Source organism: Seinonella peptonophila, from assembly GCF_900129355.1.
GTDB classification, from domain to species: domain Bacteria; phylum Bacillota; class Bacilli; order Thermoactinomycetales; family Thermoactinomycetaceae; genus Seinonella; species Seinonella peptonophila.
The window spans coordinates 18,988-31,947 of record NZ_FQVL01000007.1; the positions used below are offsets into that span (position 1 = coordinate 18,988).

Annotated in this window: 16 protein-coding genes; all 16 read left to right on the top strand. The window is 41.8% G+C overall.

From position 1 onward, the window contains the following. The first annotated feature begins 5 nt into the window (after positions 1-5). On the top strand, positions 6-1,982 hold the full coding sequence (gene metG / locus BUB71_RS11785; RefSeq protein WP_073155041.1) for a methionine--tRNA ligase: 1,977 nt from the start codon (positions 6-8) through the stop codon (positions 1,980-1,982). A gap of 136 nt (positions 1,983-2,118) precedes the next feature. After that, complete coding sequence (gene lepB, locus BUB71_RS11790) at positions 2,119-2,625, top strand: signal peptidase I (RefSeq protein WP_073155224.1); 507 nt, start codon at positions 2,119-2,121, stop codon at positions 2,623-2,625. An 11-nt stretch (positions 2,626-2,636) separates the two neighbouring features. Beyond that, the gene (locus tag BUB71_RS11795; RefSeq protein WP_073155042.1) at positions 2,637-3,413 is read left to right on the top strand and encodes a TatD family hydrolase; all 777 of its coding nucleotides are present in this window, start codon (positions 2,637-2,639) and stop codon (positions 3,411-3,413) included. After that, positions 3,410-3,961, top strand: a complete 552-nt coding sequence (gene rnmV, locus BUB71_RS11800) for a ribonuclease M5 (RefSeq protein WP_073155043.1) — start codon at positions 3,410-3,412, stop codon at positions 3,959-3,961. The genes BUB71_RS11795 and rnmV overlap by 4 nt, the downstream gene beginning before the upstream one ends. Beyond that, complete coding sequence (gene rsmA / locus BUB71_RS11805; RefSeq protein ID WP_073155044.1) at positions 3,958-4,842, top strand: 16S rRNA (adenine(1518)-N(6)/adenine(1519)-N(6))-dimethyltransferase RsmA; 885 nt, start codon at positions 3,958-3,960, stop codon at positions 4,840-4,842. The genes rnmV and rsmA overlap by 4 nt, the downstream gene beginning before the upstream one ends. 182 nt (positions 4,843-5,024) lie before the next feature. After that, positions 5,025-5,495, top strand: coding sequence for a ribonuclease H-like YkuK family protein (locus BUB71_RS11810; protein ID WP_073155045.1), 471 nt, complete (start codon positions 5,025-5,027; stop codon positions 5,493-5,495). A gap of 343 nt (positions 5,496-5,838) precedes the next feature. Continuing rightward, on the top strand, positions 5,839-6,120 hold the full coding sequence (veg, locus tag BUB71_RS11815) for a biofilm formation stimulator Veg (protein ID WP_073155046.1): 282 nt from the start codon (positions 5,839-5,841) through the stop codon (positions 6,118-6,120). Between the two features lie 102 nt (positions 6,121-6,222). Continuing rightward, the gene (locus tag BUB71_RS11820) at positions 6,223-6,399 is read left to right on the top strand and encodes a small, acid-soluble spore protein, alpha/beta type (RefSeq protein WP_073155047.1); all 177 of its coding nucleotides are present in this window, start codon (positions 6,223-6,225) and stop codon (positions 6,397-6,399) included. Between the two features lie 223 nt (positions 6,400-6,622). Then, positions 6,623-7,480 (top strand): 4-(cytidine 5'-diphospho)-2-C-methyl-D-erythritol kinase, encoded by an 858-nt coding sequence (ispE, locus tag BUB71_RS11825; protein WP_073155048.1) that lies wholly within the window; start codon positions 6,623-6,625, stop codon positions 7,478-7,480. A gap of 75 nt (positions 7,481-7,555) precedes the next feature. After that, complete coding sequence (gene purR / locus BUB71_RS11830) at positions 7,556-8,389, top strand: pur operon repressor (RefSeq protein ID WP_073155049.1); 834 nt, start codon at positions 7,556-7,558, stop codon at positions 8,387-8,389. After that, positions 8,376-8,750, top strand: a complete 375-nt coding sequence (locus BUB71_RS11835) for a RidA family protein (protein ID WP_073155050.1) — start codon at positions 8,376-8,378, stop codon at positions 8,748-8,750. The genes purR and BUB71_RS11835 overlap by 14 nt, the downstream gene beginning before the upstream one ends. Before the next feature lie 100 nt (positions 8,751-8,850). Further along, entirely contained in the window at positions 8,851-9,159 is a 309-nt protein-coding gene (spoVG, locus tag BUB71_RS11840; RefSeq protein WP_073155051.1) for a septation regulator SpoVG, read from the top strand. Positions 9,160-9,613: 454 nt separating this feature from the next. After that, positions 9,614-11,005 (top strand): bifunctional UDP-N-acetylglucosamine diphosphorylase/glucosamine-1-phosphate N-acetyltransferase GlmU, encoded by a 1,392-nt coding sequence (gene glmU, locus BUB71_RS11845; RefSeq protein WP_073155052.1) that lies wholly within the window; start codon positions 9,614-9,616, stop codon positions 11,003-11,005. A gap of 40 nt (positions 11,006-11,045) precedes the next feature. Then, positions 11,046-11,996: a ribose-phosphate diphosphokinase gene (locus BUB71_RS11850; RefSeq protein WP_073155225.1), complete on the top strand. Its 951-nt coding sequence runs from the start codon at positions 11,046-11,048 to the stop codon at positions 11,994-11,996. Positions 11,997-12,006: 10 nt separating this feature from the next. Next, positions 12,007-12,576 (top strand): aminoacyl-tRNA hydrolase, encoded by a 570-nt coding sequence (pth, locus tag BUB71_RS11855; protein WP_084731488.1) that lies wholly within the window; start codon positions 12,007-12,009, stop codon positions 12,574-12,576. Positions 12,577-12,634: 58 nt separating this feature from the next. Further along, the gene (locus tag BUB71_RS11860; RefSeq protein WP_073155054.1) at positions 12,635-12,865 is read left to right on the top strand and encodes an anti-sigma-F factor Fin; all 231 of its coding nucleotides are present in this window, start codon (positions 12,635-12,637) and stop codon (positions 12,863-12,865) included. Positions 12,866-12,960: the final 95 nt, after the last annotated feature.

Consider the following 12,960-nt stretch of genomic DNA (forward strand, 5'->3'; position numbering starts at 1 on the left):
CTAAGTTGAGTAAAGAAAAAGCGTTTTATTTGACAACTCCCATCTATTATCCAAGTGATCGACTCCATATCGGTCATACATATACAACCGTTGCTGGAGATGCGATGGCTCGCTATAAACGATTGCGAGGCTATGATGTGATGTATTTGACAGGAACTGATGAACATGGACAAAAGATTCAAAAGAAAGCACAAGCGGCAGGAAAAACACCGCAAGCCTTTGTGGATGAGATTGTCGTGGGCATACGTGAATTATGGGATAAACTGGATATTACTTATGATGATTTTATCCGTACGACTGAAGAGCGCCATAAAACAATCGTCCAAAAAATCTTTCAACAGCTTCTTGATCAAGATGATATCTATCTAGGTGAATATGAAGGCTGGTATTGTGTTGATTGTGAAGCATTCTTTACAGATCGTCAGATTACGGATGGTCGATGTTTGGACTGTGGTCGTCCAATCGAAAAAATACGGGAACAAAGCTATTTCTTTCGGATGAGCAAATATGTTGATCGTTTGGTCAAATATTATGAAGAACATCCTACCTTTATCGAACCAGAGTCACGTAAGAATGAAATGCTGCAAAACTTTATCAAACCAGGTTTAGAGGATTTGAGTATCTCTCGTTCTACCTTTGACTGGGGGATCCCTGTGCCCAATGATCCCAAACATGTGATGTATGTGTGGCTGGATGCATTAGCGAATTATATTACGGCAATTGGTTATCGTGGCGATGATCCTAAACTTATAGAGAAGTTTCACCGCTATTGGCCGGCGGATGTTCACCTAGTAGGAAAAGATATTGTTCGATTCCATGTTATCTATTGGCCCATTTTCTTAATGGCCTTAGGCTTACCGCTACCTAAAAAAGTGTTTGCACATGGTTTCTTTATGGTAAAAGGTGAAAAGATGTCCAAATCAAAAGGGAATGTGATTAATCCAGTTCCACTGATTGATCGCTATGGGCTCGATGCTTATCGCTATTACCTATTGCGAGAGGTGCCTTTTGGTGCAGATGGCTCCTTTACACCAAGTACATTTGTTGAACGGGTTAATGCAGATTTAGCCAATGATCTAGGGAATCTACTTCATCGCACTGTAACGATGGTGGGTAAGTATCATCAAGGCAAGGTGCCAGCATATGATCGAGTGCTGTTTGATCAAGAGCTGGTAGATTTGGCACAGCAAACAGTAGAACGTTTCGAACAGGCCATGGAAGAGATGCAGTTTTCTCAAGCGATTCAAGAGGTTTGGAAGCTGGTAAGAGCTGGGAACCGCTTAATTGAAAAAGAGCAACCATGGGTTCTAGCGAAGGAACCTGCACAGGAAGCTAGATTGCATACTGTGCTTTATCAGTTACTAGAAGTATTGCGGATTACCAGCTTGCTGATCCAGCCGATTATGACGCAAACACCTCGCAGCATCTGGGCAAAATTAGGGTTAGAACAAGGAGATGCTACAGCTTGGACGAGTTTACATTCTTTTGGCAGCCTACCTGTTGGGCTTTCTACTAACAAGGGGAAACCACTTTTTCCACGCTTAGAAGCTGAGGAAGAGGTTGAAGTGATTGAAAAAATGATTGCTGATTCTACGGCTGCTTATCAGCAAGGTGCTACTCAAACGCCTAAGGATGAAGTAGAGGAAAAACCGCAAGCAGCAGAAATCAACATCGAACAATTTGCACAAGTTGAGTTACGTGTGGCGGAAGTGCTACAAGTTGACAGAATCCCGAAAGCGGATCGTCTGTTAAAGCTACAACTAGACTTAGGAACTCAGAAGCGTCAAGTTGTCTCTGGGATTGCCCAGTATTATCAACCGGAGGAGTTAGTAGGCAAAAAAGTAGTCTGTGTCACCAACTTGAAACCGGTAAAACTGCGTGGAGAGTGGTCGCATGGGATGATTTTAGCAGCATCTGAAGGAGATCAATTGGTCTTGACAACTGTTGATGCAGAGATTCCGAATGGTGCAAAAGTATCCTGAAACATTATGCTATAATAAACTCTATGAACAAATCTATCCATTTTTATCTATTTGCTATCGATCGAACGGGACATTTAGGAAACATCGTAAGAAACCGGTCGATAGAAATGATGAGAAATCGATCGGGGGTTCGAGGATGAAAAAAAATGTGGTGAAAGAGTGGGGGACAGCTATTGTTTCTGCTCTCATCATTGCAGCAGTTGTTCGTTTATTCTTTTTTGCGCCATATGAGGTATTGGGTACCTCCATGTATCCAACGTTAGATGGGAATGAATTATTAATTGTCAATAAGTTCATATATAAAGTGAAGAACCCTGCATATGGAGACATTATTGTCTTTCATACTAACGAAAAACGTGATTTTGTAAAAAGAGTTATTGGGTTACCTAATGATCGGATAGAGATACATGAAGGAAGTGTCTTCCGAAACGGTAAGCAGTTAAAGGAAGAATATATCAGTGAGAAAATCCTTGGTGATTTGGATGAAACCGTTGTTCCAGCAGGAAAACTCTTTGTTCTAGGAGATAATCGCAACAATAGTAAAGATAGCCGGATCATTGGTAGCGTCAGTATGAATGAAGTAGTCGGACGTGCAGATGTGATTGTATTGCCTTTAAGCCGGATTGACTTGCTAGCAAAATAGAGGTGCTGTTCATGTTGTTTGATTCACATGCTCATATGAACGATCAAGCATTTGCTAAGGATCAGAAAGAAGTATTAAAGCGTGCCCAGGAGCAATACGGGGTACGCTATTTGTTAAACATCGGGTATAACCGTGAAACGATTCAGTCAACACTTGCATTAGTAGATGATTATGATTTTATTTATGCAGCGATCGGCTGGCATCCCCATGATGCAAAAGATTGCTCAGTAGAAGAATATCAGTGGATGAAGGCGCAGCTTCATCATCCCAAAGTTGTAGCAATTGGTGAAATCGGGCTTGATTATTATTGGGATAATTCGCCAAGAGATGTTCAACATCGGCTTTTTCGAAGACAAATCCAATTAGCGCGGGAAGTTGGTTTGCCGATTGTCATTCATGATCGTGATGCGCATGATGATACTGTTGCCATCTTACGCGAAGAGCAGGCAGAACAAGTTGGTGGTGTGATGCACTGTTTTAGTGGTGATCTAGCGATGATGGAAGCATGTTTGAGCTTTAATTTCCATATTGGATTAGGCGGGCCTGTGACGTTTAAAAATGGACATCTTGCTAAAGAAGTGGCAAAGCACGTGCCATTAGACCGATTGTTAATTGAAACCGATGCCCCATATCTAGCTCCACATCCATATCGTGGAAAACGGAATGAAACTGGATATGTGCGTTTAGTAGCGGAAGAGATCGCAAATTTGCGCGGGGTTTCGTATGAAGAATTGGCTCAAGTTACGATGGAGAATGCGAAACGCTTGTTTCGAATTGATATATCATGAAAGCAAAGATACAAGAAGTGATCGTAGTAGAAGGATTACATGATACACAAGCAGTTCAGCGAGCTGTAGATGCAGATACGATAGAAACAGGTGGGTCAGCGATTGGTGAATCGGTTTTATTCGAAATTAGTAGGGCACAACGGACACGAGGTGTGATCATCTTTACCGATCCAGATAGTGCAGGTGAACGGATTCGTCGAATTATTTCTGAGCATGTACCAGGTGTAAAGCACGCTTTTTTATCACGCGAAGCAGCAAAAGGTAAAAGAAAGATTGGTGTAGAACATGCGAGTGATCAAGCACTCCGCCATGCCCTTGCATCTGTTCGCACAGAGCAAGTGAATCAAGATGCTTGGACTGAGTTGAGTTGGTCAGAGTATGTAGCGATTGGTTTGATTGGTCGAGCCGATTCTGCACAGCTCCGAGAGCAGCTTGCCGATGAGCTAGATATTGGCTATGCAAATGGGAAACGTTTTTTTCACCGATTACAGGTGCTGCGAATTCAAAAAGAAGAGTTAACTCAGGCTTTGGAAAGGGTAAAAAGATGAAAGATGAACAGCGTACCATCAGTGGACAAACAAAAGCAATCTTAGCCGAGGCGAAGCTGGGGTTGAAGAAGAGTTTAGGGCAAAACTTTCTAACAGATCGTCATATAATCGAACGGATTGTAAGCGCCATTCCGCTGACAGAACAGTCAGGTGTGATTGAAATTGGGCCAGGTATTGGGGCGTTGACAGAGCGTTTGGTGAAGCAAGCGGGAAGCGTAGTAGGCATCGAATTGGATCGTCGACTCTTGCCTGTACTGCATCAACTTTTTGCTACAAACGAGAACATTTCTTTTATTCATGGTGATGCGTTGAAAGTAGATTATCATCAATTAATTCATGACTACCTTAGCGAATGCAAAGATGTCCATGTGATTGCTAATTTGCCCTATTATATTACTTCACCGCTCATTATTCATCTCTTAGAAGGTGGCTATCCTTTTCAAAACATCGTGATCATGATTCAAAAAGAAGTGGCTGAACGATTGATGGCCCAGCCCCATACAAAGGCATATGGTTCACTTACGCTCTTTGCCCAATATTATGCCACAGTAGAACGAGTTACTCATGTATCGCGCAATGTATTTGTACCACGACCTCAAGTCGATTCGATGGTGGTGAAATTAACATTACGCAATGTTCCACCTGTACAGACATCAGATCAAACTTTACTTTTTCAGATCATTCGAGCTGCCTTCCAGCAGCGAAGAAAGACGCTCCAAAATGCTTTACATGCACAATTTCAGAGTCAAGCAACAAAAGATCAACTCCATTCATGGTTACAAACATCAGGAATTGATGGAAAACGTCGTGGCGAAACATTAACGTTAGCTGAATTTGCCCATATTGCGAAGGTATTTGCAGAGGAATTGCGGGAAAACTGATTGTTTAAGAAGTCATATGAACAAGTTTTATCTTCATTTTGCTATTAATTGAGTTTTTCTTAGTCTGGAGCGTTTGTTTAGCATATGTCAGTAGCTTAGCTTTTCTTTATAAACGGACGAGCATTTGGCTCGTATATGACCCTTGATCGCGTTTATCAGTACATCTGGAAGGAGCTAGAAAAGTGATCTTTTTCCACCCAAGAAAAGGACCCTGTAGTATTGATCAGATGACAAGGCAGATTCGTGACTATATTAAAGAAGATGCAAACGCACAATATAAAGTTGTGATTGGTACAGATTCACAGACCAATAATCGGGAAACGCTATTTGTGACGGCAGTGATCATCCAGCGGTTAGGAAAAGGAGCACTCTTTTATACACATAAACGTAGACACCCTTCTATGAAAGATTTACGTTCCCGTATTTATACTGAGACAGAGTATAGTTTAGATTGTGTAGAATTGCTCAAAGGAAAGTTTTCAGAGCTTTTAGAGGATGTTCCGTTAGAAATTCATCTAGATGTAGGGCGAGAAGGAGAAACGAGAAAGCTGATCCAAGAAGTAGTCGGTTGGGTTACAGCAATAGGTTATACGGCAAAAATTAAGCCAGAAGCATATGCGGCAAGCGCGGTCGCAGATCGTTATACCAAGTAAATCATAAAATAGATAAAACCTTGCATTAGACAGAACGTTTATTTGTTCTTTGCAAGGTTTATATTAATTTTGCTAAAGTAGTCATTCTTTGCAAAAAGCACCCATTCTATGGATTGTATAGTGGCAACTGTTCAAAATAATACTTGTTCTCATCGTTTATTTAGAATGGAATTCTAAGTGAACAAAGTATAAATTACAAGCTATTCCTTTGTTATAGCAAGTTAACATATTTATTCTTGATGTTTAAATTTTCAATTGACAAAACGAATGTGACATTGCTATAATATTTGACTTGCTCTTCCACCTGTTGTATAATCTTATACAAGTGAGGTGGTCGTAGATTATGAGTAAAAATGCGCTGGCCGAAATCAAAAATGAGCTGGACGGTTATATTGGAGAAAAAATCCTCTTAAAAGCTAATAGTGGGCGCCGCAAGACCATTGAACGAAAAGGTGTCTTAGAACAGACATACCCCTCAGTATTTATCATTAAGTTGGATGAAGAACAACACGCTTTTAAACGCGTTTCATACAGTTATGCTGATATTTTAACAGAAACAGTCGAGTTGACCGTCTTTAAAAAGAACGAAAAAGTGATGGTCAAGTACTTAAAAAATACACAGTAAATGAAACCTGTCCCCCCAAGTATTGGGGCAGACGGGATACATACATTTTACCTTAGAAGGGTACGATATGCACATCCCTGTAGTACAAGGAGGCGATGGTGCATGGCTCGTCGTGGTGTCATGTCAGAATCTCTAAAGGTTGAACTGGCAAAGGAACTTGGTTTCTATGATACTGTTCAACGTGAAGGCTGGGGCGGAATTAAAGCGCGAGATGCCGGAAATATGGTCAAACGTGCGATTGAGATCGCTGAAGAACAGCTTGCGACAAAGAGAAAATAGTCGAATTGGAAACAGGGTAGACCGAGAGTATTCTCGGTCTTTTTCGTTGTAAAGGAAGTTCGGGAATGCTTGAAAGAGGGAATAGAATGATAGGGCAATAGGCTTTACATCCAGTATGTTTTATAATAGGAATAGGAAGGGTTGTGATGGATCAGATTTGTGTCGATCCGAAATTGCCCATGTAGGTCGTATGGACTGAATAGAGTTAGGGGGAAATGACGCGTTGTTTGTTTCTGAGAAAGCACCAGCGAAAATAAATCTTACGTTAGATACTCTATATAAGCGGAGAGATGGTTATCACGAGTTGGAGATGGTGATGACGACGATTGATTTAGCGGATCGAATCGATTTATGGAGTCGTGATTCGAGACGAATTACTTTAGAGAGCAGTTCAGGTTTAGTTCCACAGGATGAACGCAACTTAGCATATCGAGCTGCTTTGCTTCTCCAACAAAGATATGGTGTCCGTCAAGGGGTTCATATTCGCATCGATAAAAGAGTACCTGTAGCTGCTGGTTTAGCTGGTGGGAGTAGCGATGCTGCTGCGACTTTGCGTGGTTGCAATAAATTATGGAGTTTAAACTTAACATTACGTGAATTGGCGCGGCTGGGTGCAGAAATCGGATCTGATGTCCCGTTTTGTGTATTTGGAGGTACTGCATTAGCAAAAGGTCGAGGTGAGCGAATCACTGCGCTTCCTGCTCCGCCACATTGTTGGGTAGTACTCGCTAAACCGCCACGCAGCGTGTCAACCGCCGATGTTTACCAACGCCTTCGTATTCATCAAATCAAAGATCGACCACGTACAGCAGCAATCGTTGAAACATTGAAAAAGGGCGACTATGATCAGATGATTCAATATTTAGGGAATGTATTAGAGCCTGTTACCATGTCCGTTTATCCAGACGTACGCCTGTTAAAGGAACGTATCTTGCGATTTGGTGTAAAAAGCACACTGATGTCTGGAAGTGGCCCTACGATCTATAGCCTTGTCCGAACGGAAGCCCAAGCCAAGCGACTATATAATAGTTTGCGAGGATTTTGTCAGCAAGTTTATGCAGTTCGTTTACTTGGTCGTTAAAATGAGCCTTCTTGATTCAAGTCGTACAAAATGTTATATTTCCCTCATTAATATTCGGTTTTCGGGGGTAGTATTGTGGATAAATGGAAGAGAAGTTCGCGTTTAACCGATATGACTCAACAACTGATTACACAGCCATATCGATTATTACCTCTGCCTGTTTTTGCCTCCAGATACCATTCGGCTAAGTCTTCCATCAGTGAAGATTTAGCCATTATTGATGAGGTCTTACGCAAAGAAGGAAATGGTCGTTTAGAAACAGTTGCAGGCGCAACAGGTGGAGTTCGCTATATCCCAAGTATGAGTAACCAGTTGATCAAGCAAATTTTAACAGTCTTATGTAAGCAGTTAGCCAATCCTGATCGAATCTTAACAGGCGGGTTTCTTTACCTATCCGATTTGCTTGGCGATCCAGAGCTTTTGCGCCAATTGGGGAAAATTTTTGCTACTCTCTTTGGGGGACGGGAGATTGATTCGATATTAACAGTTGAGACAAAAGGAATTCCACTCGCCTATGCAACTGCCGCATATCTAAATGTTCCAGTCGTCATTGCGCGGTACGACTATCGAGTAACAGAGGGTTCAGTCGTAACTGTCAATACCACTGGCTCCAACCATAGAATACGCCCTTTATCGCTTTCTAAAAGAAGCCTAGCTGAGGGTTCTCGCGTGTTGGTGATCGATGACTTCATGAAAGGCGGGGGCACGATTTATGGTATGATGGAGCTACTAGTCGAATTTCACGCAGAACTTGTAGGCGTAGGTGTGATGGTGGAGTCACCAACAGTTGAGCGAAGGATTGATTCTTACGTCTCTCTCGCAGCCATTCGTGAAATTGACATGGAACAACGTGAGATTATCGTTGAGATCGGAAATTTAGAAGTAGGTGAAAAAAATGAAGAAAGTTAGCACAGCGAAGGCGCCTCAAGCATTAGGTCCATATTCGCAAGCGATTGAATGGGGTGAATTGATCATTACATCCGGTCAAATCGCTCTTACACCAGATGGAGAAATGATAGCAGATGATATCGTTGCCCAGACGCACCAGGTGATGAAAAATCTTACTGCTGTGTTAGAAGCTGCTGGTTCAGGGTTAGAACGTGTAGTGAAGAGTACATTATTTGTAAAAGATATCAATCAATTTCATATCATTAACGAAGTATATGGACAGTATTTTACCGACCATCAACCCGCTCGTTCAACTGTGGAAGTGGCTCGGCTGCCTAAAGATGCTCTGATTGAAATAGAAGTTATCGCCACCAAAAAATAATTTGAAAAAAATTTCTTATATTCCCATATTCTAGAAGGTGATTTATATTTTTGCTCGAATACATCATATAGGTCATCTTGGGAATAGGTGGTGAAAGTGGATGGAAATTACTGATGTTCGTCTACGAAAGGTAAATCGTGAGGGGCGGATGCGTGCCATTGCCTCAATCACAATTGACAGTGAGTTTGTTGTGCATGATATCCGCGTCATTGATGGAAATAATGGGATGTTTGTAGCAATGCCAAGCAAACGAACACCTGATGGTGATTTTCGAGATATTGCACATCCGATCTCTCCTGTAAGTCGCGAAAAGATTGAATCAGCAGTATTAGAGGTTTATCACAGTATGGATGATGTTTCATCTGAAACGATATCGACTGTGACTGAAGAGGAAAGAGCCCTATCATAGGATTGATTCAGTTATCCAATTGCCCCAAAATACTCCCCTTTAAGCGGTGAGATAGATGGGGCGCCTCTTGGTATGACTCTCGAAAGGGTGAATTAAGCGTCAGTAGAGAGCATATCAGAGCATACTTTATTTTCACCGCAGGAACTGTGGGTTGAGCCTGCATAGATAACGAGTCATTGGACTGGTGTTGGCAGGAATCTACCTCCACGATAGGAGGTAGACGTTCAATAAATTGTACGAATACAAAGCAGACCTAACATTTGCTTTTTGCGATGTTAGGTCTGTTTTGTTTGATCAATTTTATTTCATGTAGTGTATACATAGATTACATTTATGAATCGTTGTAACTGATTTTGTCAAAGCTATTCTTTTTAACCAAAATGCTATAAGATAGAACCGTGTGACTGAAACCAATATTATATCTTGATGATGAACGGAAGGGGCTTTTTTTGCGATGGGCAATCTTTATGCCGTTGTCCTGGCTGCAGGTAAAGGGACAAGAATGAAATCAAAAAAACATAAGGTGCTGCACTCGGTTTGCGGAAAACCGATTATTGATCATGTGCTTGATCGTTTACATGAGCTTGGTTGTGATCGGACGATTTGTGTGATCGGATACCAAGGTGATACATTGCGTGAACATCTAGAAAAGAAGCACGCGGTTACATTAGTCGAACAGAAAGAGCAATTGGGTACAGCTCATGCAATCATGCAAGCAAAGGATGAATTGGCTTCTCTAGAAGGAACGACATTGGTCATGAATGGTGACCATCCGCTCTTTACACTAGAGACATTGCAAAGACTGGTTCGATCCCATCAGGAGAAAAGGGCAGCCGCTACTGTGCTTACAGCAGACTTAGACGATCCTGCGCAGTATGGTCGTGTCATTCGTAATGGCAATCATTCAGTACAACGAATTGTCGAATATAAGGATGCATCAGAGGAAGAGCGGCAGATTACTGAAATCAATACAGGAACGTTCTGCTTTGATAATCAAAAGCTATTCTCTGTTATACATGAAGTAAATAATAACAATGCCCAAAAAGAATATTATTTACCCGATGTTTTATCATTGCTGTTAAAACGTTCGGAATTGGTTCATGCTGTCAAAGTACACGATGCTGGTGAAGCGATGGGGGTCAATGATCGCCAGCAGCTAGCAGAAGCGGATGCATATATGCGACAAATGATTCTTCAAAAGCATATGGAAGAAGGAGTTACGATTGTCGACACCTCAAATACTTATATTGAGCCAGAAGTTTTCATTGGTGCCGATACCGTGATACATCCGGGAACTTTCCTTCGTGGAACGACTATGATTGGTGAGGATTGTCAAATTGGACCACAAGCAGATCTAACTGATATGGTTATTGACGATGAAGTCTCGATCAAATATACGGTTGCATCTGGTAGCCGGATTGAAAAAGAGACAACGGTTGGGCCCTATGTTTATATGCGACCCCAGACTCATTTGAGGAAACGTGTCAAAATCGGCTGCTTTATCGATCTCAAAAAAGCAGAGTTGGGTGATGGAACAAAAGTTTCTCATTTGGCGTATGTCGGTGATGCGCGCGTTGGGAAAAAGGTAAATATAAGTTGCGGTGTTGTGACGGTTAATTATGATGGGAAGAATAAATTTAAAACAATCATTGGAGACAATGCTTTTATAGGTTGTAATGTAAATTTAGTTGCCCCTGTACATGTGAAAAAGGGAGCATATGTGGCAGCAGGGTCTACCATTACTAATGATGTTCCAGAAAAAGCACTAGCAATTGCACGAGAAAGACAAACAAATAAGCCTGGCTATGTAGAAAAGCTATGGGCAAAAAGAAGCCAACAAAAATAGCAAATGGAAAGCAAGCTGAAAATGGAGGCAAAAAATGTATATGATCGATACAGCCAGTGCTCCATTAAAAATTTTTACTTGTAATTCAAATCCGGAACTGGCGAAAAAAATCTGTCAACATATCGGAATACCTCTTGGTAATTCGCATGTGGGCAAATTTAGTGATGGAGAAATTCAAATACGGCTGGAGGAAACAGTCCGGGGAGTCGATGTTTATGTTATTCAGTCAACATGTGACCCTGTCAATCAACATTTGATGGAACTGCTTGTGATGGTTGATGCATTGCGACGTGCCTCCGCAGGGGTCATCAATGTTGTCCTTCCGTACTATGGATATGCAAGGCAGGATCGGAAAGCTCAGGCTCGTGATCCTGTAACAGCAAAGCTGGTTGCCAATTTGATCACAACTGCTGGTGCGGATCGTGTCATTACGATTGATCTGCATGCGCCGCAAATTCAAGGCTTCTTTGATATCCCTGTAGACCAGTTAATCGGTGTTCCAATTCTGGCGCGCTATTTCCAAGAAAAGCAATTAGATCAAATTGTGGTTGTCTCTCCTGACCATGGTGGTGTAATCCGCGCCCGTCGATTAGCTGAAAGATTAGGGGCGCCCATTGCGATCATTGATAAGCGTCGCCCTGCCCCAAATGTGGCAGAAGTAATGAATATTGTTGGGGAAGTAAAGGGACGTCGATGTATTATTATCGATGATATTATTGATACAGCAGGCACCATTACCTTGGCAGCCAATGCATTGATGGAACAAGGAGCCCAGGAAGTATATGCTTGTTGTACACACCCGGTCTTTTCTGGACCTGCTATTGAACGGATTGAGAATTCAAATATTGTCGAAATGGTTGTGACAGATACGATTCCGCTTCCTCCAGAGAAGATGCTTGATAAAATGAAAGTGTTAACAGTAGCCCCACTATTAGGTGAGGCAATTGTCTGTGTACATGAACAGCAGTCTGTAAGTAAGCTGTTTGATTGAGGTGAGGCAATTGAAACTGATTGTCGGTTTAGGCAATCCAGGTATCCGATATCGCGAAACGCGTCATAACGTCGGCTTCTGGGCAATTGATGAATTGAGTCAGCTTTGGCAAATTCCCTTAACGAAGGAAAAGTGGAATGCAGTATATGGAGAAGGTTTTGTGCATGGAGAAAAAGTAATCCTGTACAAGCCACTCACCTATATGAATTTGTCAGGAGAAGCAGTGCGTCCAATATGTGACTTTTATCAACTTTCAATGGATGATTTGTGTGTTGTCTATGATGATTTAGATTTGCCACTTGGGCATTTGAGACTGCGGGTAAAAGGAAGTGCAGGCGGACACAATGGGATGAAGTCATTAATTGCTCACTTGCGAACAGATCAGTTTAAGCGAATCAAGATAGGTATAGGTCGACCACAGCGACCAATCCCGGTTGTTGACTATGTGCTAACAACATTTGATGAATTGGAACTTCCCATTATGGTAGACGCAAGTAAACGAGCTGCTGAAGCAATTGATTGTTGGCTTACAGAAGGTTTTTCACAAGCGATGAATAAGTTTCATGCACCACGTGAATGAGTATCTGCCCCTTCGTCGATACTAGAAAGAGGAATAGATTGCGAAGGGGGACGTATATATGGAGTGGGAGTACGTCTGTCGATATTGCCACGCTGAGTTGGGACGGATCGATGCAAACCAAGCAAGCGAAAGTCAGCTTGGCTTGGATCAGTTGACCCCAGAAGAACGGAAAGATATAATAACTCATAATGTGAGTGGAAAAACACAAGTTCGAGTTGTTTGTGAGACTTGTCAACAAACGCTTGAAAACAATCCCGAATTGTTACTAGCAGCATACCTCTTTCACTGAGAAAGAAAGGGTTTACAGCTCGACCTTTTGGGGGATTGTTAGACAAACATATGTATGATTGGTAATATATAGAAGTGATTTTATTGAATCCCTGG